This window comes from Paenibacillus sp. F4 (assembly GCF_002894905.1).
GTDB classification, from domain to species: Bacteria; Bacillota; Bacilli; order Paenibacillales; family Paenibacillaceae; genus Paenibacillus; species Paenibacillus polymyxa_B.
The window spans coordinates 90,821-116,127 of sequence record NZ_POVS01000017.1 but is presented as its reverse complement, the minus strand read 5'-3'; the positions used below and the strand labels follow the sequence as shown (position 1 = coordinate 116,127).

Annotated in this window: 18 protein-coding genes; 1 reads left to right on the top strand and 17 read right to left on the bottom strand. The window is 46.3% G+C overall.

Features of this window, described 5'->3' with window-relative positions:
• Positions 1-62 precede the first annotated feature (62 nt).
• The 4 genes from C1T21_RS19165 to C1T21_RS19150 form a co-directional block, all read right to left on the bottom strand.
• Entirely contained in the window at positions 63-611 is a 549-nt protein-coding gene (locus C1T21_RS19165) for an FHA domain-containing protein (protein WP_103049357.1), read from the bottom strand.
• 32 nt (positions 612-643) lie between these two features.
• A complete protein-coding gene (locus C1T21_RS19160; RefSeq protein WP_103049356.1) occupies positions 644-1,093 on the bottom strand; it encodes a J domain-containing protein in 450 nt (149 codons plus the stop codon).
• A 130-nt stretch (positions 1,094-1,223) separates the two neighbouring features.
• A complete protein-coding gene (locus tag C1T21_RS19155; protein WP_013311475.1) occupies positions 1,224-1,649 on the bottom strand; it encodes a hypothetical protein in 426 nt (141 codons plus the stop codon).
• Between the two features lie 119 nt (positions 1,650-1,768).
• Complete coding sequence (locus C1T21_RS19150; RefSeq protein WP_023989860.1) at positions 1,769-3,937, bottom strand: hypothetical protein; 2,169 nt, start codon at positions 3,935-3,937, stop codon at positions 1,769-1,771.
• Between the two features lie 626 nt (positions 3,938-4,563).
• On the opposite strand from C1T21_RS19150, the gene C1T21_RS19145 reads away from it, so the two are divergent.
• A complete protein-coding gene (locus C1T21_RS19145; RefSeq protein ID WP_103049355.1) occupies positions 4,564-6,663 on the top strand; it encodes a vWA domain-containing protein in 2,100 nt (699 codons plus the stop codon).
• Between the two features lie 41 nt (positions 6,664-6,704).
• Here the strand turns inward: C1T21_RS19145 and C1T21_RS19140 are convergent, their stop codons facing one another.
• The 13 genes from C1T21_RS19140 to C1T21_RS19080 form a co-directional block, all read right to left on the bottom strand.
• Positions 6,705-7,616 carry a serine/threonine protein kinase gene (locus C1T21_RS19140; RefSeq protein ID WP_013311478.1) on the bottom strand — a complete coding sequence of 304 codons (912 nt, stop codon included), beginning with the start codon at positions 7,614-7,616 and terminating at the stop codon, positions 6,705-6,707.
• A gap of 177 nt (positions 7,617-7,793) precedes the next feature.
• Positions 7,794-9,047: an L-lactate MFS transporter gene (locus tag C1T21_RS19135; protein WP_023989863.1), complete on the bottom strand. Its 1,254-nt coding sequence runs from the start codon at positions 9,045-9,047 to the stop codon at positions 7,794-7,796.
• Positions 9,048-9,237: 190 nt separating this feature from the next.
• Positions 9,238-10,002 carry a LytR/AlgR family response regulator transcription factor gene (locus C1T21_RS19130; protein WP_103049354.1) on the bottom strand — a complete coding sequence of 255 codons (765 nt, stop codon included), beginning with the start codon at positions 10,000-10,002 and terminating at the stop codon, positions 9,238-9,240.
• Entirely contained in the window at positions 9,999-11,660 is a 1,662-nt protein-coding gene (locus tag C1T21_RS19125) for a sensor histidine kinase (protein WP_176716854.1), read from the bottom strand. The genes C1T21_RS19130 and C1T21_RS19125 overlap by 4 nt, the downstream gene beginning before the upstream one ends.
• Positions 11,661-11,705: 45 nt before the next feature.
• Complete coding sequence (locus C1T21_RS19120; protein WP_039272912.1) at positions 11,706-11,954, bottom strand: hypothetical protein; 249 nt, start codon at positions 11,952-11,954, stop codon at positions 11,706-11,708.
• Between the two features lie 186 nt (positions 11,955-12,140).
• Complete coding sequence (locus C1T21_RS19115; RefSeq protein WP_103049353.1) at positions 12,141-13,637, bottom strand: methyl-accepting chemotaxis protein; 1,497 nt, start codon at positions 13,635-13,637, stop codon at positions 12,141-12,143.
• A gap of 284 nt (positions 13,638-13,921) precedes the next feature.
• Positions 13,922-14,563: a 50S ribosomal protein L25 gene (locus tag C1T21_RS19110; RefSeq protein WP_061828704.1), complete on the bottom strand. Its 642-nt coding sequence runs from the start codon at positions 14,561-14,563 to the stop codon at positions 13,922-13,924.
• A 231-nt stretch (positions 14,564-14,794) separates the two neighbouring features.
• On the bottom strand, positions 14,795-17,335 hold the full coding sequence (gene pulA / locus C1T21_RS19105; RefSeq protein ID WP_103049352.1) for a type I pullulanase: 2,541 nt from the start codon (positions 17,333-17,335) through the stop codon (positions 14,795-14,797).
• A gap of 254 nt (positions 17,336-17,589) precedes the next feature.
• Positions 17,590-19,245, bottom strand: coding sequence for an amino acid ABC transporter ATP-binding/permease protein (locus C1T21_RS19100; protein ID WP_103049351.1), 1,656 nt, complete (start codon positions 19,243-19,245; stop codon positions 17,590-17,592).
• Positions 19,238-21,403: a DUF454 family protein gene (locus C1T21_RS19095; protein ID WP_103049350.1), complete on the bottom strand. Its 2,166-nt coding sequence runs from the start codon at positions 21,401-21,403 to the stop codon at positions 19,238-19,240. The genes C1T21_RS19100 and C1T21_RS19095 overlap by 8 nt, the downstream gene beginning before the upstream one ends.
• Positions 21,404-21,617: 214 nt before the next feature.
• On the bottom strand, positions 21,618-22,763 hold the full coding sequence (locus C1T21_RS19090; RefSeq protein ID WP_103049349.1) for a mannitol-1-phosphate 5-dehydrogenase: 1,146 nt from the start codon (positions 22,761-22,763) through the stop codon (positions 21,618-21,620).
• On the bottom strand, positions 22,760-23,194 hold the full coding sequence (locus C1T21_RS19085; protein ID WP_103049348.1) for a PTS mannitol transporter subunit IIA: 435 nt from the start codon (positions 23,192-23,194) through the stop codon (positions 22,760-22,762). The genes C1T21_RS19090 and C1T21_RS19085 overlap by 4 nt, the downstream gene beginning before the upstream one ends.
• On the bottom strand, positions 23,191-25,269 hold the full coding sequence (locus C1T21_RS19080) for a BglG family transcription antiterminator (protein WP_103049347.1): 2,079 nt from the start codon (positions 25,267-25,269) through the stop codon (positions 23,191-23,193). The genes C1T21_RS19085 and C1T21_RS19080 overlap by 4 nt, the downstream gene beginning before the upstream one ends.
• Positions 25,270-25,307 lie beyond the last annotated feature (38 nt).

Below are 25,307 nucleotides of genomic sequence, written 5' to 3'. Positions count from 1 at the left end.
GGTTCCTTCCCCCATTGTCATGATTGTCTTTTTAGCGATCTGAAGATTTGCAGCATCCTCATCTATTTAACGAGCAGTCTCGTATTGGCAATATATAATAAGTCACCTGAGTAAATCCGGTATGGCTCACCGCTTTCCAACTTCTTAGTTACACTTTCGTTGGCAGACCGCAAGCCTGTACCATTACCGGAATCTACATCCTCCACAAACCAGTCGCTGTTCACCCGGTTGAGCACCGCATGCTCCACACTTACCAGGGAGGCATAATCTGTACCTACCAAATCAATATCCGCCTCCGAACGTGACGTTGTTTTACCGATTAAGAGTGACGTTTCGCCTTCGATATACCATTCTTTAATGGACTCGCCCTCTTCATCAATCAACACCAGCTTGGCAATCCGCTGACGCTGTGCCTTTGGCTTAGCCACAGGTACAACGGACACCAGATTACGCAGTATGTATACAAGCACGCTGATTCCAATACCTATCGCGACCACGGTTTTCAGACCGCTGTAGCCTGTACGATTAAACACATAAAAGGCGATCGCCAGCATCAGCCCGAACATGGCAACATCTATGATGAAAACCCATCTGTTCTGCGCCGTTTTCACTGCTTGCTTCCCCCATTTCTATCCTGAAATCATCACTTTTTACGAATACCGAAAAATTGGTTAAACATCGCTGAGGTATCCGTCGGATCACCGGATTTTTTCGTTTTTTTCCCTGGTGAGCCCTCCTTCGTTTTCGGATGAAAACCAAAAAATTGCTCAAAATCAGTTCCTATATCAGCCGGATTGAATCCTTTGGCTGCCGTACGCGCACCGCCGGAGGATGCAGCCCCTCTCCCTCTCTCTTGCTGTTCCCCGCCAGCTCCCTCAGTTTTTCGGATGAGCTCGGCATCGTATGCCTGCCGCAATGCTTCGTCACGCAAGGTATTGTAAGCCTCGTGAATCAGCTTGAACTTGCGCGTTGCTTCCTCGCTTCCCTGGTTGGTATCAGGATGATACTTTTTGGCCAGTTTACGGTAAGCCTGCTTAATCTCTGCCTCCGAAGCATCCCGGCTGACACCGAGCAGCTCATAGTAGTTGGTCATTGTGTGATGTTCCCCTCTCCGAAAAAAATAAATATTAAGAGACCCGTAGGCCTCTTAATATTTATCCACCCTGCACTTGTGTGCCGGGTGAGTGTGTGTTTAAGCTGCACTTAACGTGAAGACGTTAAGCTTAAACCGGATATCCGCCGTCGATTGTAGCCAGCTCGGTTTTGTCTTTCTTTTGTTTGATGTAGAGTGTAAATGCACCTACACCTTCTGTGTCGCCGAAGTGCTCGTTGTAGTCTACAACGAAAGCATTCGGGAAGTGGATTTTACGCACAACTTGATCAGCTGCGATAACTTCCAGTGTTACTTTACGGTAGCTGTCTGCTTTTTCAGCAGGAACCAGAGACCACAAAGCCAGTTTCAGCGTGTCATCCGCGCTGTCACCGTCTACTGCTGTGATGATTTTGCCGCTGATGCGCAGCGTGGAGCCTACGTCAGTGGAGCGTGCATTGGAATCGTCCGGTGTATCGGTGTCATAAATAACCGTTTGGATGTTATCCAAGCCCAGCTCGATTGTTTCTTGTCCTTCTACTTTCAATCTGAATCCCATGTGTGTTGCCTCCTTGAAATTAGGTAATATGATGGCGGGAGATGCAGAGCTTCTCCGCGATTTATGTATAAAGACGGTTCTGGATAGAAACGCCTCTAACATCTTTCGTAGTGCTCGGATCATGATTTGACCGAGCTGGTTCCCTTAGTGATCATGACTTCCAGGTTCTTCACATTACCGTTGAAGACCAGATCGATATGGCACATATTGCTTTTCTCATCAATAATGAAGCTCATATCGTCTCCGTCCTGAATAATCGAGTTAACAGATCCTCTGCTGCTCAGCCACTTGCTCTTCTGACTGCTCGGATTGTTACTGAAGAAGCGGACGATATTTTCGTGTTTGAAGTCCCCTGTCTGATAGCGCAAAATACGTTCAATGTACGTGCTGACCAGCGTCTTGTAGATGGAGTCAAAACCGTCTTCGGACATCGCCATGCTTCTCGCCTTGTAGACGGTAATCCGGCGGATATCCTTATCCTGGATCTGAGCATTCTCGGACGAGAATACAAAGCCGAAGTTTTTACGGTTGATGGCATCCTTGATCGTGTTGGTGAAACCGGTGATTTCCTTGGCCATCGTCGTCACCGTGCGCAGACTGTTGTCTCCTGCTTCGATGTCGAAGCGTACGCCAGGGAAGTTTTTATTGACCGTTTTAAACGTCTCACGCAGGTACTCAGGACACTGATAGGAAGCGACCAAGCCGGCGGCAACGTAGGCTGCACCTACATAAACGCCCTCGATCCACAGTTTGAGAATATCCTCTTTCTCCTTAGAGAGCTGTACACCGTCTTCGGTCTGTAGCATTTTGCTGTCAATAATGACACCCGATTTGTCCTTCGGAATAATTGTAAAGTTCGGTACACAAGGAATGGCAAATTCGCTATATTCTCTGCGAACGAGACTGGCGCATTTATCGACATATTTATCGATGCCTGCTGTTGCCATACTGTTGAAGGTCGTTTCTTCACCGGATTCAAAATTAAAGAACATTTGAATTTTGTAATCCTTCACGACTTGCAGCAGCATCGAGAGCGATTCCATAGAATTTCCGCCCTGCTTAACGACTTTCTCGTTGCCCTTGAAGCGTTCACGTGAAACTTTTACCTTACCGGCTGCTTCCAGCTCGACGGATGGAACGATACCGAACCAGATCGTGTCGCTGAATTCATTCTTAGCATTCACAGTGTTCAGGTACGTTTCCAGACGCGGGATATTGCTGCTTTTCACCAGCATGTCCAGCTTGTTGTTCGCCACCAGCATTGTCGGCAGCATGCCTTTGCTCTTCGTTGCATATTGATCGAAGAACATTTTGACACCGAGGATTTTCTCCACAAGCGGCTTAACCGCCTTTACGAAATCGTCCTTGGCATTTTTATAGAACTCCAGATACGTGTTGTAGTTTTGAACTTCAACCGCTGTATCCACCTTCGTCTGAACAGCTGGCAGTGGCACAAATGTGCGAACCACCAAATCCTTCACATAGTCAGAAGGCGTATCTGTAATGGAGTTATAATCCTCTTCGAATACTTGGGAGAGATCGCCAGTGCTGTTCTCATCCAACAGCATCAGCTCAGTGCTGTCGCTCTTCGGCGCTTCAATAATTTTCAGTTCGCCGCTTTCCCCAATGGAGAGCATACCCACCTGAATCAGCTCACCGGAGTTTTCCTCTTGGGCGCCACCGAGCAGAAGGCGGGTTTTAATGTCCTCAATTGCCAGTGGGAGCATAGCCATAACGTTGTTATAGTTCTGACTCGCTTCCTCGAACATTCCATTCAGCTTGTCACCCATGTCGAGTTTCTTCGGATCGCCATCGTCCAGCTTGTCGTATTCACCGTACATATAGTGAATTTCTTTGCGGACTTGACGAATATCATCCATGACCTTTTTCGGTGAAATCATATCCAGCAGATTTTCAAATTTGAAATCTACATTGGTGATTCCTTGACTGCGCTTGGTATCAATGAGCGTAAACAACATTTTCAGAAAATCATTACTTTGATTTACACGAATTTCAGAAATGCTATCCTCGTCAATTCCCTCTGGCTTTTTAAGGGTGTAGACGACTTTTTGATTGGCCGCGTTAAAAAACGAATACACGGTCGGCGAAAACTTATCCAAAAATTCGTCAAAGCTGCGCACCAGAAGGTGCTGATTAATTTCCTTGATCTTCTCATCGCTCAAGCTGTCAATACCCTTCACATCACCTACAATGGTGATCAGGTCCAGCTTTTCCGGGTTAATCTCTTCAAAAAGCATTGTCCGGTTGGTTTGATAAATGATTTCCATCGCTGTCGGCAAATGAACAAAGTATGAGTTATAGGTCCATTGCTCCATATACGGACATGGGATGTCCAATTTGAAACGGACGAATACTCATTTTTGGTTCTTTTGCCTCCTCCCCCCTACTTAACATTTAAATTCGTCAAAGGATTGAGCTTTTACCACATTTACGGTACAAGCATATAACCTCGAAAATCGGTCCGAAGCGTTATTCGGCTTTTAACGGCAAAGCATGCAAATGAGATGTTTTTCAAATTCAAAAGATCAGATAACACAGAAATTTAAATTTATGATTTCGTATTCCTAACTTCAATCCCAATTTTTGCCGTTGATACGAGAGCTATCATACAAAGCACCCTTCAGTTTTGTCAATTTCTGTAGTCTCAGATTGAAACAGGGTATTTTGACTCATTTTATGCGTGAATACGTAATTTTCATGATATGTTAGACCTGTTTCTTCAGGGAAATATTCACAAATGGAACTCAATTACCGATAGAAGTCCATTGGATATTTCTGATAAGCGTAAAAGAATCAAATTCATGGCTAATGTGAGGGTTATCAGCTGTTTTGATCCTTTATCCCTTATATCCCAAGGATTAGGAGAGTCGACACACCCACATTGGCCTCGGCGATGGAGGAGCTTATGTTCAGAATAAGGAAACTAGGATTTATCATTTTCATGACTTTTGTACTATTTTTACAAATGGGCTTAAATGGGGTCATTTGCACTGTAAATCAGGCTAATGCAGCATCTTTGGGTGCTGTCCCGATCGAGGGTTATGATGCCGTTTTTGTATTGGATACCAGTTATTCCATGAGGGATACCGATCCAGAGGGCATTGCCGCGGAAGTCATCAATATGTTTATGGATTTGAGTGATGCAGACCGCACACGCGTCGGATTCGTTGCCTACAATCACCACGTGGTCGCCTCGAAACCACTAACTTCGATTGCCGTTGCAGCGCAAAAATCCCAGATCCAGCAGGAAATCAGAACACTTAACCGTTCCGGTTATACGGATTTGGGACTTGGGTTGCGCAAAGGCTCGGAGCTGCTAGCGGCAGGAGCATCCCAAGGGCGTCAGTCTTTTATGATTCTATTGTCAGATGGAGAGACTGATTTTGGTGCCTCCTCTGGTTCCCGATCCAAAGGTGACTCCAATAACGATGTATCCTCTGTCATCAAATCTGCACAGACCAAGGGATATCCGGTGTACACGATTGGTCTGAACCATGATGGCACAGTGAACCGACAAGAACTCGAACGGATCGCTTCTCAAACGGGTGGAGCTTCTTTTATTACGAGTAGTGCCGAGGATCTGCCGGAAATTCTGAACCGTATTTTCGCCAGTCAAATTCGCTCCAAGCTCGTTCCAATTGCTGCAATTACGACCACTGGCGAGATGCAGGAATTAACTGTAACTCTACCTGATTCCAGTATGGAGGAAGCCAATCTGGTGCTTTTGTCGGAGCATCCCCTTCTGGAAACACAGCTATATTCCAATTCAGAAAATGTCCGCAGGTACAAGTCGAGCCGATATGCGATTTTAAAAATCGAGCATCCACAGGCAGGCAAAGTGAAGTTGAAGCTACGGGGCATACGCGGGGATTTGGTGAAAATCAATTTACTTGGCAGCTACCGACTGGAAGCCGAAGCAACCATGGGAGGAAAACAAGGAGCCGCAGCGAATGGCAACAAGCCTGTGCAGTTACCTAAAGGCCAGGCCACACCATTTCAGGCTCAGCTCCTGTTACCGGACGGTCAAAAGCTTACAGATGAAGCCGTATATACGTCTCTCCAAGCCCATATTATAGTTACTCCCAAGGGGGGCACAGCCAAAAAGGTGCCTATGACCTATAAGTCAGGAGCCTTTCATACCGAATATGCGTTCCCTCAAACCGGGGATTATACATGGCAGCTATCTCTGGATAGTCCGCAATGGTACCGTAAGGGGACTGTACATAAGGTTCACGCGGCCAATGCAGCGCCACAGGTCTTAAAAGACCTGACGATTCACCTGGTAAAAGAAGACGGCGATTCCCGTCGAAGTTTATCAGATTTTATGGTTGACCCGAATCATGACAAGCTGAACTATAAGCTGGATTCAGAAGCCTCTGGGGATACGGTCCATGCTGAGATTAACGGTAATGATCTGCTGCTATCCGAGCTCCACACAGGTGACTCTAAGCTGAAGATTACCGCTACCGATCCGGAAGGAGCATCCAGCAGCGCTACACTAACCGTTTCCGTACAATCCCGGTATACAGCCATTAAATGGACAGTAGCCATCAGTATCGTGGTAGCCGCTCTTCTGTATTGGTTCTTGCGGCCGAAGCCGCAGTTTGCCGGAAGAATCGAAGGATATTTTCTCGCTACAGCAAGTGGGCAGGAGATTCCGGTAAAATCCTGGCCGCTCACCTCCTTTCCGGGTCGTAAGGTCAGCTTGCAGGAGCTGTTCCGCACGCTTGACGTTCACGAACCGTTGCCAGAAGCGGAACGGATCCTATTTTCCGCAGGCAAAAAAGGGAGCCTGATCGTGAAACATGATACACGCTGTGCCTTACAGCATGGAAAGATCAGATTAGCCCGCAACAAAAAAGCGGTCATGGAGTACAGTGACAAACTGTACATTACATTCGAGGATGGTGTCACTGAAATCGAGCTGCGATACAAAGCGATTAAACCGAATACTTCAGTGTACACCGACCATATCCAAGCTCCGACAGGATAATGTCCGTCACAACGTAAAAAGAGAAGCACCATCTCTTACGATTAACGAACCGTAAGAGTAGGGCGCTTCCCTTTTTTTATCCAATATTCCGCACGTAGTGCGGCTTTAAACCATCGAAGTGAGCGGCAACGCTTGTTAGCCTGTACCTCCAGACCACGCCGAATGACATACGGCAGCAGAGAGAGTCCCGCATTTTCAATCTGAATCCGCTCGGAATGATCTGCAAACAATCGGCCTGGCACATCTGGCGGAGGTGTTCCTTTTCGGCAATAATACAGCGTGGCGGCCAAACTATAGATATCCGATACAGGCCCCTGCTGCGAACGATTAGAGTAAAATTCCAGTGGAGAATAGCCCGCCGTGGTGAAGATCGGATGCTCTTTACCTTCAAAATGCACAGCCGAACCAAAATCAATCAGCTTGATGTTGCCATTTTCCCCAATCATAATGTTGCCCGGCTTAATATCTCGATGAATAATTCCTTTGTCATGAATGTACTCCATGGCATCAATTAAAGGTAGCAGCGTATGGTACAAAAAAGTGGGATCATACGTTGGCACAGCCTCTTCTTTCATCATTCGATCCAATGTCTTGCCTGCACAGTATTCCATGACCAGATAGGCAGTTCCATTTTCCTCAAAGTGATCTATATAACCGACAATTCCCGGATGACTTAACTCCTTCAACATTTGCCCTTCACGCAAAAAATAATGCATAAACTCCACGTATTTGGATTGCATAGAAGCACCGCAAGTGACCGTTTTTCGATCCATCCCCCGCAAAGCCAGTGCATTCGGAAAAAATTCCTTCACAATGACCTTTTCTCGGTTATCCAACAGCCTTGCCGTATACACGATGGCCAGCTCACTGCGGGACAAGGCGCTTCGAATTTGATATGTATTTCGCAGCTTCGTATTACGGGCAAGCAGATTCCCGCTTGTATCCACGATCATGACTCGTCCTCCTGTCAGGTTCTTAGCTTATGTCTTTTGTATATATCGGCTTATTACATATCTATTTATTATACCGTAAAATAGATTATTGGAAAAACAAATAACCTGCCATAATCTCCCTTAGAGAAATGATGACAGGTCTTTTGGCATTCATCTGGTTCTTTTTTCTCAAATCGTTTAACCCAGTTTTGTTCCGGGCTTCATGCTGCGCACACTGTTGGTATTTTTCTTCCGTTCACTGCGCAGTTTGCCTTTGCCTTGTTCTGGAGTGCGAATGGTGAGGGCAATCAGGAACGATACGACACACAGTACAGCAATCGTGGTAAAGGTCGGGATGAATCCACCTAGCAAGGCTGCGATAAATGACCCCGCCAGCGCACCGAGGCCAAAGCCTTGATACACAATACCATAGTTTTTGCTTTGATTTTTCAGACCGAAGAAATCAGCTACGATGGCAGGAAAGACTGTAATGTTGCCGCCGAAGCAAAAAGCAATTCCTGCTACACAGGCAAAGAACAAACCATAATTCAGCGGTACCAAACTCAGTACTGTAACTGCGACCGCCGTTGTTAATAGAGCACCCGCTACTACTTTCAGACGACCTACTTTATCCGATAGCGCACCTAAAATGATCCGACCCGCCGTGTTGAAAATAGCGACCATAGCGACCGCATTAGCGGCTGTTGCTACATCTAGACCGGCCATCCGTACGCCGATATCCTTGACTACTCCAATCAGGTAGAGACCACTCATACAAGCGGTAAAGAACATTACGAACAGCAGGTATGCCTGCTTGGTGCGCAGCATTTCTTTAACGGTGTAGTCCCGCTGTACAACCCCATTTTGTACCGAAGGCTTGTTCACGACTACAGCTTCTCTTACCAGGAAAGAACCACCCACAATCATGATCAGCACGATCATTCCCCAATATAAAAACGCTTGTGATACGCCAACGGACTGAATCAACGAACCATTAATATACTTGAATATAAGACTGCCTGTTCCATATGCCCCAACCGAAATACCGGAAATAAGTCCTTTTTTCTCAGGAAACCATTTAATCAGATTCGACAGTGATGTAATATATGCCGTTCCATCCGCAAAACCTACGACAATACCCGCCAAAATATATAGCAGAGACAGCGATGTTACCTGCGAACTGAGCATGAGACCTGCTCCTAACACGACACCTGCACACAAAATCAGACGACGTAGTCCCCATTTATCCTGTAGTTTGCCTGCGAATAATGTAGCAAACGCCAGTGCAAAACTGGTAATTGAAAATGTAATGGCAACCGAACTGAGGTTCCAGCCAAAGCGGTCCACCAACGGTTGATTAAATAAACTCCATGTGTAAATGGTTCCTAATCCCATCTGGACAATTATTGTTCCAAGTACGACAAGCCAACGATTTCCGCTGTTTGTTTTCATTTCAATCTCCTCTTTTCATTCCGGCTCTACAGCGTCAATTTGTGATCATCATAACCGGGAATCCAGTACGCTTTGCGCCTGTGGAGGAGCAAGTCTGTAAGGATTCTCTCTACATGGATTATTATAACCCTGCATGTTAGCCAGAAATCGTTTGAGGAATGAAATGCACATATAGCGGAATGAAATGCCTTTAAAGTCGCATAATTTGCCGGAATTCCTTGGCCTTGCTACGGCTTACCGGAATTTCAGCTTCTAGTCCACGCAAACGCAGGAGATACGTATGATTAAACCAAGGTACAATTTCACGGATCTGCGACAGATTCACCGTGTATGAACGGTGACAGCGGAAAAAGTCCTGCTGCGGCAGCCGGGCATGAAATTCCGAAATGCTCATCGGCATCGTATATTCTTCGTGCCTTGTAAAGACACGGGTCACCTTTTCCTGCGCACACGCATAGTAAATATCATTCGCATCCGTCACAATGATTTTGTCATTTTTCAGCAGATTAATACGACCTGGCGCAGCAACGGCGCTGGCTTCAACAGCTCGGGGTTGTGCAGTCTGGACAGGTTCCTGTATTGGAACACTCCGCTGCTCATAAGCATTTTCCAGCTTACGCAGCATAGATGCGATCCGTTTTTCATCATATGGTTTGAGGATGTAGTCGAACGCCTCCAGTTCAAAAGCCTGCGCTGCATGTTCTTTATAGGCGGTCGTAAAAATAATATAGGGCTTTTTGGCAAATTTGCTTATGTTCTGTGCCAGCAGCATCCCGTCCAATGAAGGAATGTTAATGTCCAGAAAGATCGCGTCCGTCTCCTGATCTTGCAGAAACCGAAACACATCTAGCCCATCCTCGAAACTATCGGTCACCTCAATGTTGCTATGAGTCTGAATAAGATACTCCAGCTCTTCACGCGCCGGAAGTTCGTCTTCTACAATTATGGCCTTCATGACTTCTCCTTTGGTATGTCAAAATAAACTTCGGTGCCCGGTTCATGCTTCAGAATAATAACTCCTTCGCCGTACATAAGCTTGAGTCGTCTGTGCACATTGTACAAGCCGATCTGTTTAGCCGGAACCCGATCATGATACAGGTTATCCACAACATCATCCCGTATACCTACCCCGGTATCTGCTACAGAAATGCGCACCTTTTCTCCACGATCCTTTACAGAAATAGTTACTGTACCTGACCCCTTTTTCTTGAGGATTCCGTGATTAATCGCATTCTCAACCAGGGGCTGGATAATAAGACTTGGAATACGCACAGACACCTCATCCATTACATACTCTACCTGAAGTCGGTTGCCGAAGCGTGCTTTTTCAATTTCCACGTAATCAGACACCTGCTGAAGCTCTTTATGAATTTCGATCAAATCATCATTCAGCTCCAAATTATAGCGCAGATAGCCCGATAAATTAATGATCAGCTCTCGTGCCTTATCCGGCTTGGTGCGTGTCGTAGAGGCAATGGCATTCAGCGCGTTAAACAGAAAATGAGGATTAATTTTCGTTTGGAGCGCCTTTAGCTCGGCTTTATTCGCCGCTTCCTTAATTTGCTCCACACGCGACACTTCCATTAACGTGGAAATGATTTGAGATAAGCCAATCGCCATCGTCTGCAACGGATACGTAATTTTATAAGCTTTGCGATAATAAATCTTCAAGGTGCCAGTTACCTCTCCCCGCTCCTCTAACGGGATAATGAGCAGAGACTGGATTTGGGGTGTTTTATCATCTGCAATATGGTTGCGAATCGTGATTTTACCGCTGCGAATCGTCGATTTAGTCACATCGCTAATGATCTCATCTCCGATGTGATAACGCTCTTCGCCAAAACCGACATAGGCCAGCACATCTCTGGTATCGGTAATTGCTACCGCGTCTGCCTTGATATCTTCTTTTATGATCGAGCAAATGGTATGCAAGGATTCCGCATTAATGGAGCGAAAATAAGGCAACGTCTTATTGGCAATATCCAGTGCCAGCTTGGCCTGTCTGGCCGCGATATTCTCCTTTTCCCCCTCCACACTCTGGATCAACAGAACGATTAAACCGATACTGACTTCTCCGATAATCATCGGTAAACCAATCTTGGAAACGATGTCCACTCCAAGGTTATGGGGTTGTGCCATCACCAGAATGAGCAGCATCGTCAATGCTTCGCAGACCATACCTGCGGCGATACCGACTAGCCATCTCTTGGAACGGTTGACCCTGCGGCCGATGTATCCTGACACCACACCTGCCAAAATACTCGTAATCAGACACGGAATCGAGGTCACTCCCCCGATATCAATTAGATAACGATGGATACCTGATACAATACCTGTAACAATCCCAACCCATGGTCCAAACAAAATACCGCCCGCCATAATTGCAATGATTCGAACGTTAACAAGCGAACCTTCGACTTCAATTCCGGTGTATGTACCGAACAGTGCAAACATGCAAAAAATCAACGTTAGTATGGCCAGTTCTGCTGGAGAATGGCTGTTCTTTTGCAAGGTTTCCTTAAATCGTGGGATACGTGTAATAAAAAATAAACAAATTAGTAACAACGCTGCTCGCTCAAATAGCTGCATCAGCATTTCCAACAAGGCGTTCACCTGCGTTCCTCCTAAATAAAAACGGATATGCCTACATAGGTTGTGTTATCGTGTACGTCGTTCATACACACCATACCCAAGTATCATCAAGCCACATACGAATAAAATAATAACAAATATATTGTCAACAAAACTCGGCATATCAGGTTCTGACATAGAGATGCCCGAACTATTTAATTTAACAGGTACGGAATTCGCAGCCCATTGAATGACCGATATAAAGCGCTCCATCGTATAAATCACTCCGCTACCCAATAGGCTCAACACGCCGATCAACAAATATTTAAGCTCCATAAGAATTTATTCCTCCTTAATTACAAAGCATTTAAACTGCCACAAATTATACCATCAACTTCCATCTAATTATAGCTTCTAGAAATCCCCTCTTCATCTCCCTTCTTCAAACGCAGTAAAAAACCGGAGAGTACCGCTTGATAGCGATAATCCCCGGATCTCTAGTCCGCTAATGAAGCATTTCAGTTATTTGCTTTTGCTGATTTCGGTAGGAATGTTGTCCTCCTTCTGATCATGTACCAGTTCTTTTAACTGGATAATCAACGTCTCCAGCTCATTAAACCCGGTCACCATATTGGAGGTTATATTTCGTTGCTCCTCTACTCCAGCCAAAATTTGCTCTGACGCTGCACTCGCTTGTTCTGTAACGCTTGAAAACTCCTCCATCTCTTGAACGACCTGAGATGAGAATTGCTGCATACTATTCGTACTGGCTTCCACCTCCACGGCCTGCAGCAGCACTTTATTGGCATTTTGCAGGATATCCTCCAGTACAATTTCGGTCGAATGGGCCGATTCCATACTCTGCTGTAGTCTTTGCTGTCCCATGTCAAATTGGCTTACGACAGAATCCATCTGAGTTCTCAGTTGGGTCAAAATACCTTCCATTGCCACCGAGGTATTCCCTACCATTTCAGCCAAATTACGCACTTCGCCAGCCACGATGGCAAATCCTTTTCCATGCTCTCCCGCTCTGGCGGCCTCAATGGATGCATTCAAGGACAGCAAATTAGTTTGTTTCGAGATTTGAGTAATATCTTTGAGCATGGCAGACATATTATCACTTTGTGTTTTAAACTCGTCCAACTCTTCTTTGGTACGACTCATAACCAGACCCAAATCCTTAATTTGAGACGTTAATGCAAGCAGTTGATTGCTCCCTCTGCTCCCGGCACTTTTCGTATCTTCGGAGAGCTGCTTCAATTCTCGGGAATGATCGGCAACCTCGCGCACGTGCTGGTCAGACTGAGCCAAGTTATCCGTTACCTCAGTGATATTCGAAGCTTGCATTTCTACCCCTTTGGCAACCTCCTGAAACCCGATGGCGACTTCATTCGTCACGCTGCCCGTAGCATCCACTTGATTCCTGAATCGTTCTGTGAAGCTATGCAATCCAGCTACAGCCTGTCTCACTTGTTCAAACAAAAATTCAATACGTTGCCTTGTGGCATCCATATCTTTATTTTGCTCTTCCGTTTTCTTAAACTGCTTTTGATTTAACACCGATACCACTAACAATAGCAAACCAATCAGTAAAACAATAATAAACTCGTGCACATAACGCAAAGGACCGGTAGCCGGGGGAGTTGCTGGCGTACCGATGGTAATTTGTATAAAAATATTACACAGATTTAAGACCATTGCTATCAAAAAGTATCGGTAAGATGGGTAGAGCAACAACAATGAGCAAATAAAGATCGTAGTCACTGCCTCCACGCTAGATAAGTTCACAAATATACATATTAATACGCTATATAACGTAATAATCCAAGGAATAAGGCGGATTCCTTTCTTTTTCATATTCAGAATCGTCAAAACTGCGGCGACTACAAATCCTACACCACTAGACACCCACACCGATGGATTAGATAATGCCGGGATGGTGCTGCTCAAGGTCATAATCCAAAAAATAATGATCACCAATTTGTTTCTTTGCCACAACAATTCATTCGTTCTGTCCATGATTGTGTACGCGCTCCTTAGATATATATTAGGTATTTATAAAATAAAAATGTAAATACCATACTATATATATCGTCATATCAGAACGCGTATTGAATGAAAATCGTACAAACACCACATTCCCTTTTAAACACCAAATCACAACAGGACAACTTTTTAAAGAGAAAGAGTATGTAAGTGTAAATAAATGAATGCAAAAAATCGCCCCCTAGCAGGGAGCGATTTTGAATACCTTTTTGATGATCTTCTGCAATTGAAAAAGATTCATAAACCAACTGAAAACATTAGGATTCCTTGTTTTCGGAAGCCTCTTCAGTGCCTTCAGTTGCCGCTGCATCACCTTCCACAGCAGCATTTTCTACTTCAACTGCACGCGGAACGATAATAGAAGCAAGCAGTTCTTCTTCAGGGACGTGCAGTGTTACTCCTTTAGGGAGCTTCAAGTCGCTAGCGCTCAGCTTGTCGCCAACATCCAGTGCGGATACATCCACCTCAATGGTAGATGGTAAATCAGCAGGAAGACCTTCGACTTCAACTTCCGTTTCCTGAACTTGCAGAATACCGCCTGTTTTTGTACCTACAGGTGTACCCTGATAATCAATAGAAACACGCACGCGAAGCGGTTTGTTTTTGGCAATTTTCAAAAAATCGGCATGCAGCCATTGGTTGTCACGCTGTTGATAATCTTTAATAATAACCGGAATGGTTTCTCCACCCTCTACAGTGAGGTTAAACACCTCTGAACGTCCGGTTTTGACTACTTTATTAAATTCCTTGGCATCGACATGTACAGGGGTTCCTTCAAGCTCAGAGCCGTAAACCACAGCTGGAATCCGTCCTTTTAACCTCAATTCACGAATAGCCGAACCCTTCTTCTCTGTTCTCGGCTGGGCGGTCAGTTGAATACTTCCTCCATTAGAACTCATGATATACAACCTCCTTCAGGTTACCTTACAAATGATTTTCCTCCAAGAATCTTGCCTGTTTACCAGTCGTACTACAGGATATAAGCCAGCAAGCTGGCAAAACTAAACAAGTCTATAATTCTATTTTACCCCTTTTTTCTGAAACTGACACACATTTACATAAAAAAATAGCATTTCTCGAAATAATCGAAAAATGCTACTTTCGTATATATAGCGACCAAGCATACAAGTCTATCCGGCCCGATTATCATTTACCAGTAGCAAATATTCTTCTCTGCCACTATGAATCAATACCTGCATCACAGACTGGTTCAGGTCTATATCAATATAGCGATCTGCCTCAACATCCTTGGCATCCCAGTGATTAAGCCGGACAATGTAGCCAATTCGCTGTATATCAGGAGCCACCTGAATACGCGCTATTGCACGACCGTCATCCAAATCACGAAATTCGACATGTCCGTCGCGGTGCCCAGTTCCCCATACCCATACGTTCCAGCCAGTGTATTGCCGATCTGCACGCTCGTAGATCAGCTCAATCGTGCGAAATGGAGCGACTTCACTATCTTTTCCTTTTCCAAGCTGGACATCTGTCAACGCCATGGCTGTACCTGCAATTTCTTGATCTGTTCCCTCATCCGAGTCTTCCAATTCGTTCTCCGCCTGACGATTAGCCTGATCTTGTTCAGTCACAAAAGAGACTCGCGCAGGTTCTTCCTGATCATATAACACCATCATCGACCAGCGTGATACGGTTACACGATGGCCTACGACTTCATACCGTGTCTCATTACCAGCCCCGTGTGCGTCCACGACCACATGCCAACGATCCGATTCCGCAGGCAATAATATCGTTTGCTCTACATCCGAGCCGTTATAAATCACCACAATATGATTCCAGGCATCGCCGTTAGCGTGGTGCCTCAAAGCAAAAGCGACCACATGCCCACTGCTTTGCAGCACTTCCATATGCTGCTCCACCAGCTCACGATGGTCCATTCGGAATGCCGGGTGGTTGCGCCGCAAAGCAATTAAGCCTTGGTAGTAATCAAACACTGGGCGAAACCTCGCCTTGTTATCCCAATGGATGGCATTCACCACATCTGAGCTTCGGTAGCTATTATGGTCTCCATATTTGGAGCGCAGCAGTTCATCCCCTGCATGAATAAAAGGGATGCCTTGCGATGTGAGCACCATACCGTTAGCCAACAGGGATTTGCGTACGGTTTCGTTCTCTAGCAAGTTATCTTCATCCAGTTCCCAATACGGGTCTGCTTTGGCAACAGCTTGTTCAGGTGTCCTCCCATCCTGTGGCTTCCCCTGCTCCCATTGTGGAAAACGACAGTGCTCCCGCAAATGTCTTACCGTCAAAATTTTATCCCACAGATTGAGATTATCGTGGGCAGTTACATAATTGACGGTCTCCGATGGCTGAGCTGTGAAATCATGAATAGCCCCAAAAGCACCTTTGAGCACCTGTTCCTCCTGATGTTCTGCCCCCGTGGCAAACCCGCTCCCAGTACCGTCGCTATCCCCCTTAATAGCAGAACGGTAGTTGTCATTAAAAACGGCAAAGCCTTTGTCGCGTTGCGTTCCTTTTAGCGTAAGCAAGGGTTGCGGAGATTCTCCTCCCGTCCAAGGCTCACCATAGATCAGCAGATCGGGACGCACTTCAGAGCGAAGCTCCTGGGTAAGCTGCTCTACGGTCGGTGTATCAATCAGCCCCATCAGATCAAATCGAAAGCCGTCTATATGATATTCCTCTGCCCAATAGCGTAGTGAATCCTTGATATACTTGCGCACCATCGGACGTTCGGTTGCCACCTCATTACCTACACCTGATCCATTGGTGAGCTGCCCTTGCTCATCCTTGCGGTAATAATATCCAGGTACAACAGGCTCAAATGGCCCCTGTTCCACCGAATACGTATGGTTGTACACGACGTCCATAATGACACCGATGCCGGCAGTATGCAAAGACTGTACCAGCAGTTTCAGTTCTCGTATACGCGTCTCCGGGTCAGCCGGATTGGAAGAATAAGACCCCTCCGGCACATTATAATGCTGTGGATCATAGCCCCAGTTATATTCAGTTTCTAATTCCGCAAAGTCATTCACCGTATGAAAGTCAGCCACTGGAAGCAAATGAATATGTGTAATGCCCAGCTCCAGCAGATGATCCAGCCCGATGCTGTTCCCCTCAGTATCCTTCAATCCCGTATACGTAAAGGCCTCAAACCGTCCCTGAGCAGCAGATAAGTCTTTTTTCCCCGTATTAAAATGGGTATCCATCGAAAAATCACGCACATGAAGCTCATAGAGAATGGCATCTGTCGGCCGCTTAAGGGTAGGCCCCGCATCCAATTCCCATCCGTCCGGGTTGGTTTGAGCCAAATCAATGATCGCTGTACGCTGCCCGTTGGCTGATACCCCTGTGGCATATGGATCGGCAACATAATGAATGGTGTTGTCCGCCCACTCCAGCCTGTACATGTAATAATATTTGTTCCAGTCCCCTTCCAGCTCTATAGACCATACACCTTGATCATCACGGCTCATGAGAAATTCCTGACCACCGCCGTGCTCCTGAACGTTCCCTTCCTGATCGTACACCCCCGCATCGTTATACAACGCTATATGGACCTGCTGCGCAGTCGGTGCCCATACCTTGAACTTGCTGCCCGCAGGCGTATAAGTAAGACCCAAATCATAGCCTTCATATATGGGATATGTTGTGTGCTCAAGCTCATTGAGCTGATTGAAATCTGACATTCCTGTTCACCACCCATTTCTGTACATCGGCTTACAGCCTCTGTTCATCCATCATTTATGATGTTTATGACTTGTCAATATACCTCAGGATTTTGTAAAATCTTCACCTAATAGGCTATCAAAATAAGACAAGCTTGAAAAGCTGGATGATTTAAATAAGGATGACGCTTCCATTTCAACGCACACTCCATTTTATGACAAAACTATGAACAGGCTACAGCTTTTGCCCTCAAGCATAACAATAGTTAGAAAAGTCAGGACAATCTACGGTTATCCATTTCAAAAATATCGTCTGCAATCCGCATGGTAGAACTTCGGTGCGAAACAAGGACAATCGTTTTATCTTGCTGCTGTTCCTTTAACGATTTTAAAATAATCGCCTCGTTCAGGCTGTCCAAATTGCTGGTAGGCTCGTCGAGCAGTAAGAGAGGAGCATTATGGACAAAGGCTCTGGCCAGTCCCAAGCGTTGACGTTCTCCACCGGACAGCCTGTCCCCCAATTCTCCAACTCGGCTGTCATACCCTTGAGGCAAGGTCATAATAAAATCGTGCACGGATGCCTTACGTGCTGCTTCCACCACCTGCTCATGTGTAGCATCGGGCTTTCCAATTTTGATATTAGCTGCAATTGAATCATCAAACAGGAACGTATGCTGGTCTACATAGCTCTGTAAGCCTCTCAAATGTCGGGTCCCAATTTCCTTCAAATCGTGTCCGGATAGCATAATTTCACCTTGCTGCGGGTCCCTAAATCGCATCAGCAACTTTAGCAGTGTAGACTTGCCAGAGCCGCTTTTACCCTGAATGCCTAAAATCCGCTTATGCGGTATCGTGAGACTTACATCATTCAGTACCGTTTGACCATCGTATGCAAAAGTCACCTTGTCTACTCGTGCCCCAGTAAAGGCGACACTCATCCCTTCGATATTTTCCTCTACCTCCGGGGTTTCCTCCAATAGACTCAACACTCGTTCCCCGCTCGCCAGCGTTTGAAGCAAATTGTTGGACAAGTTGCTCAGTGCGACGACCGGACCAAATGAACTAAACAGGGCAATGACAGAAATTAGCATACCTGTAAAGTCAACCTGACCCTTAGACATACCGTACAATCCAGCCAGTAGCATCAAGAATGAGAATCCAACTACAGCCGCATCTGTGATGGCTCTTGTGATGCCTTCATGATGCTTCAAGTCCTTCTGCTTGGCATCCAATTGATCCGTACGACGATTAATCTCATTCAAACGTTGTTCTCCTTGCCCATATTGCACAATTTCCTTCATACCCCGTAAGCTGTCCAAAAAATAACTGCTCAGCTTGCCAAAGCTGCTTCGGTATTCCATCCCCTGACGTTTGCCCATACGTGACGTGAGTAAGGGAATAAATAAACCGACAGTTAGGTAAGCAAGCGCAGCGAGCCAGCCTAATAGAGGCTCATAAGAACCGATAAAAAATACCATGAGCAGTGAAGTGATGATGCCGATCATAACAGGCGCTATCGTATGCGCATAAAATACTTCCAGCAGCTCAATATCACTCGTAATGAGTGATATCAGATTCCCCTTGTCCTTGCCTTCCAATTTGGCTGGAGCGAGTCTTCGCAGGGCTTGAAGCACCTTATCACGCAGTACAGCCAGCAGCTTGAAAGCGAGATAATGACCACTCATTTGCTCGCCATAACGGAATACGCCGCGCAGTACGGCACAAACCACGATCGACGTCAGCAAAAACAACATGGTGTAGCCTGTCGTAATGCCCGTTGCTATAAGCAGAGCAAGGGCTCCATACACTATAATGCCAATAGCACAAACAAAACCAAGCACTCCTGTAACAATCGTGATGAGCAGTACAGGTAAAAGAGGACCCGCCAATACCAATAATTGGCCCATGATCTGTAATCCGTGTCTACGCATATACAGCCCCTCCTTTTACAAACTGCTCTACCCGGTGTTGACTGAGATACATCTCCGCATAGTGTCCTTGCTGGCTCAACAGTTCATAATGCGTTCCGGATTCTGCCACCAATCCGTTTTGCAGCACATAGATACAGTCGGATTGAACTACATTTTCCAGTCTGTGAGAGATAAGAATCACTGTTTTTTGACCTGCAAGCGCATGTATTACCTCCATAATGCCTTCCTCACTTTCACTGTCAATGTTAGAGGTGGCCTCGTCAAAAATGTACACACGACTATCATGCAGCAATGCTCTGGCTAGTGCTAGCCGTTGGCGCTGTCCTCCTGACAGATTTGCCCCCTGCTCCTCCAGTTCTGCTTTCAGTCCTCCTTCTGAGAGAATAAAATCATACAGCTTCACTTGTCGCAAAGCTTCCAGCATTTGTTGCTCATCCGCGTGCTCATTGCCCATTTTTAAATTTGCTTCCACTGTGCCTTTAAAAATATAGCTGTTAAAACCGATCCAGGTCATGTGACGCATGCGGCTTTCTTCCGAAATATCGGTGAGCTCGGTTCCTCCAATCGTCAGACTTCCTCGATACCCCTCGTGATGCCCAACGATCAATCCGGCTACCGTACTTTTACCAGAACCTGATTCCCCAACAATTGAAACCAATCTGCCCTGGGGAATATCCATGGATATATTTCGTAAGGTATCTCTCTCGTCGTAGGCGAAACTCACTTGCTCCAGTCGAATATCTGTGTTTTCTATGCTTTCTTGTCCTTGTATAAGATCCTCAGTACTCAACATTTGAAATATTTTGTCGCTTGCTGCCATTCCGTTCATGGCGATATGGAAGTAAGAACCCAATAAACGCAGAGGAATGAAAAATTCTGCCGACAGCAAAACAATGATGATTGCTCCTGCCAAGCCAATATGGCCTGAAGAATATTCGCTTACCGCGACCAGTACACCCGCAGCGGCACCACCAAATGCGATAAGATCCATAATGGCCACGGAGTTAAGCTGCATAGTCAGCACTTTCATTGTCATTTTGCGAAAATCCTCAGCTGCTGTGTTCATTTCCTGATGTTTATCCTGGTCTGTTCCGTACATTTTGAGCGTAGTCAGACCTTGTACATTCTCCAAAAAGCTGTGGCCCAGATTGACGTAACTGCCCCAATATTTCCGAAACAGCTTTTTAGCCATCCTCATAATGACAATGATCGACACTGGAATTAAGGGAACGCAGATCAATAGTATAATGGCTGCTTTGAAGCTGACAAAAGAGAGGGTGATGAACAACGTTACGGGGGCAAGCAGACTGTAAAATAGTTGAGGCATATATCTACCGAAATAGGTTTCAAGCTGCTCTACTCCTTCTACAGCAACCTGAATAACCCCCGAGGTGGAGGTATGATCTGTATATGCGGGTCCCATCTTCAGCAACTTGCCGTAAATTTGTGAGCGCAGCGTTTTTTTAGCATTCACCGAAGCACGATAGGATAACATACTGGCTGCATAATTGCTCAGGCAGCGAATTGCAATAGCAGCAATAACAATGACCGTCATAGATAGAATCAGCTTGCGAGTCACTTGTCCTTCCCATGCTTGCTGCATAACAAAAGCCATAGACAACACAGCGGCTATACTCCCCAAAAGACCGATCCACTGCACAAGCACACCCAAGACGATATATTTCCGAGAATGTTCCACTAGACCGAGCAGACGGCTGTCGACCATTTTAGACCTTTTTTTGGGAGTAGGTGTAGGTAAAGGTTCAGGTGAAGATGAAGGCGTTATTTCTACTGCAGCGTTTCTCACTGTTCCGATGCGGAATATAAAGTAATAATATTTAAAAAGGATGACCAAGACGATGAGCGTTTTGCCCCACACATTAGGGGTGAAAATAAAGCCTGTAATCAGCATCGTTGACGCTAAGCCCAATGACGTGATTTTCGTAGACAGCTTCAATGACCTTGTTTGGACAAAACTCTCTAGATGCTTTTGGTACAGAGAGGTGTTCGAAAACCACTGGTGAATCCTTTCGGACCCCCGCATAAAGAAAAAGGTCGCTAGCAGCAGAAACGGTGTAGTCGGTAGCAACGGTAGCACTACACCAATAACTCCAAGCGCCAAAAATAAAAACCCTAAGGTAATATAGATCGGTTTCACTATAATCCTCCCTAATAGTTATAATAGTAATGATTTCATTTTATAGATAATGATAATCATTATCAATATAAACAATTTAAGCAGGTTGTTATGTGATGTAAATCACGCATATAAAAATCCTCTTGATGCACATCCCTACAGAACACGTTAGTGTTGATGTGGATGCTTTGCCTTCAAGAGGATTATCGAAAGATAATATTGATAATTCGTTGTTTTATGAATTTATAATATCATATTGCTCCAATATCTGCCGATGTAACGGGTGGTCTGCGGTTATGGAAGTATAACGCGTCAGCGCCGCACCCAGTCCTTCGCTACGAATCGCCTGCTGAAGCTCGACTGCCTCGGGGTCTTCCGTAATATCAAATTTACAGGCAGCAGCCATTCCTAACGCCAGATGATCCGTAGGGATGCCATACTCCTGTGCTTGGAGCGCGGGACGTACAAGACGATCATTGGGGGACAGCTTGCGCAACGGTGAACGTCCGACCCGAGTAACATCGTCTGTTAGATTAGGATTGCGGAAGCGATCCAAAATTTTAGAGATGTATTTCTTATGCTCCCCTTGATCCAAACCGAAGCGCTTCACAAGCACCGCTCCTGTTTCCTCCAGTGACCCTTGTATCGAATCCACCACCTTGCTATCCTTCATAGCCTCCTGAATGGTAGCATAACCTGCGGTATAACCAAGATAGGCTGCCACGCAATGCCCCGTATTCACCGTGAACAGCTTTCGTTCAATGTAAGGCTCTAGATCCTGCACGTACAGGATGCCTTCGATTTCTTCATGCTCAGGTGCCATTTGCGAACGATCCACCACCCACTCGTAAAAAGGCTCTACCTGCACATGTAACGGGTCCTCGTGGTGTTGGATCGGCACAATCCGGTCTACAGCAGCATTTGGAAAATACACCGAAGCCTCTGCCTTAGCACGGGTCGCCTCATCCAATAGCGCAAAAACATGCTCTTTCAGTTGGGCGCTGCCTCCGATTGCATTTTCACAGGCAATCACATGCAGCGGCCTTGCTCCTCGCTCTACCCGCCGCTTGATTCCCTCCGCAATACCTGCTGCTATGTGCTTGAGGATGCTGACACCTACCGCGGTCGTTACCAGATCTGCGTGGTCTACCGCATCGGCTACAGCCGCTGCATCCTTGCCGTCAATTGCCGTCACATTCGTGACCAGCTCCGTATCCTTTGTATCATTGGCTAATTCTACGGTGTATTGTTTACGACGGCGTAACTCGGATACAAGGGTGTCGTTGACATCTGAAAAAACAACCTCATAGCCTGCACGCGACAGAATCAATCCGATAAAGCCGCGACCGATATTTCCTGCTCCAAAGTGGACGGCTCTCATAGCTCCAGCTCACTTTCGAACAGATCTATAATTTCCTGTGGGGTCACCGCATTGCGAAGTTTATCCATATTTTCTTCCTCCGCACACACCACGGCGATACTCGTCAAAATCTCCATATGATCGCCGCCTTGTGCTGCAATGCCGATCACCATGTATGCTTTCTCTTCCCCAAAATCTACGCCTTGCGGAAACTGAACGATGGAAATGCCTGTCGATTGAATAAGCGTCTTGGATTCCTTGGTGCCATGTGGAATAGCCAGCCCGTTCCCGATGTAGGTAGACACGATCTCCTCGCGTTCCAGCATCTTGTCAATATACTCACTTGAAATATGTCCTGCATCCAGCAGGATTTGTCCAGCCATGCGAATCGCCTCATATTTGTCTTTGGCGATTGCGTTCATTTTTACTTTGTCTATCGTCATAATACTCACGGTAGGTTCCTCCCTGTCCCTAATTTACTGTGGAAAAATTCAGCCAGCTCACTCGATATATAATTGACAATATGATCCCTGCTACCGTGTTCCAGTAGCGTAACCATGTCTTCCTGCAAGAGTAATGCGCTAATCTCGCTCAATACCTCCAAGCTCTCTCTCGGCAGCTCACGAGGTCCCAACATGAGCAGCACGCATTCTACCTGTTCACCTGTATCCGCCAACAGCGGCTCTGCCAGCTTATACAAGGTAAGCGAAGGCTTGCGAATATAGTGGCTACGCGTATGAACTAAAGCAATGGAGGTATCAGAAATTACCTGACTACCTTGGCGCTCTCTTTCCATGAGTTGTGCAGCAACCGCAGAAGGCTCTGTAACATTCCCCCGCCCCGCCTCCAACATGCATATAGCCTCTACGATCGCCGCCATATCCATCCCCTGATTTTCCAGCGGATACACTTGAAATTGCTGTACAATGTGTACAATTTCATCGAGAATTTTCCGCAGGCCGGTAAGCCACTCCATGTCCTGACCGGGCTGAACGACCTGTTCCTGCTGATGGTCATCGGGATGATGGAGTGTAATATGCTGGATGAATTGACGCAGGCGATCACTCTCCTCCTGCGTCAGCAGCGGGCTTATCTTAAGATAGCGATCTGGTTCAAGCGGTAGCTCTACTGTCGAAATGATCAGATCATAATCCTCCTTGGGGATCCGCGCCGCCTCGTACCATGAGGCCCTATCCACAATTTTGATCTGTGGTAGCTCTTTGGCGAGCCTTGTTGCCAGAAGTCTGGATGAACCAATGCCGCTCGTGCAGACTACGATGGCCCGCACCTCCCGCCGCAATTGTCGCAGCCGCTCCAGCGAAGCGCCGAAATGCATGACCAGAAATCCGATCTCTTCATCAGGGACTTTCATTTCTGTCATGTCCGCCGCAGCCTTTTTCACTGAGTCGAATAAGCTGCTGTAATCCTTGCGGATTTGCTGAAGGAGGGGATTACGAATCGACTTGCCTTCCTTCAAACGTTTGAATACCGGAGCCATATGGGCAATCAGTCCTTCACGCAGAACACGGTCCTCTTCCAATGGCGTGCCTGTTTCTTCCTCCACACGACGAATCAACTCATGAACCGACTCCAGCAGTACAAGATCATCCAGCGGCAGCAGCCGGGTAGAATGATCCTCGGCATCACGGAACAGCAGCCTGAAATAAGATCGTTCCGGGTCCGGAAAGTCAATATCCAGCGCCGCTGACAATTCTGCGCATATGCGTTCTACCATAGCTGTGCGCAGCATGATATTCTCATCCGAATCTGTTTTCGAATATGAGAGACGATGAGCCACAACGTACCCGAGTCGTAGACGTGCCAGCGAAACGCAAATTTGAATCAGCAACTCCATATACTTGCTTTCCACCATGTTTTCCAACCATTTTTCATGGGGCCGCCAGAGGGCATTTTCCACGATCAGCAGGTTCTCTCTGCCGATCATCTCCAGCAGCTTGTCAGCGACACGGGTTACAGGACGATGCTCTTCTCCGGCTGAAAACAGATCGGATTCATCCAAATATTCAAGTGCTAGTTCGGAAATCGCCCGTCTTTTGTCTGTCTCGCGCCCCGTCATCTCGACGCCGTACCCTCGTCTGCGCACAAGCACGAGTCCCCGTTCCCCAATCCAGCCTTGCAAATCGTCCAGATCATGACTGACCGTAGTTACCGTGACTTTCAGATCTGAAGCCAGCGCCAGCAGCTTGATCGGCTCCCGTGTATCCAGCAGCATGCAGAGAATCACGATCTTTCTCTCCTCAGCCGAATATTCATCTGACTTCGTATCCAGCAATTGCTTCCGCAGGCATACAAGCTGAGCTGGGTCAGCATCTATACAGATACCGATTCCTGACTTTTTCTCCAGCTTCACCTCATGAACTGCCAGCCAATGCTCGACTGCGCCCAGTTCCCGATGAACCGTCCTTGTGCTGACATTGATCTTCGTGGCAATTTCCCCGGCTGTAACCTCTTTGGACTGCTCCAGAAGATATTCCACGATGTCACGTTGTCGTTTCGTAATATTCATAAGCGCATACCGTTCCTTCCCAAGCTCATTCCTCCAGC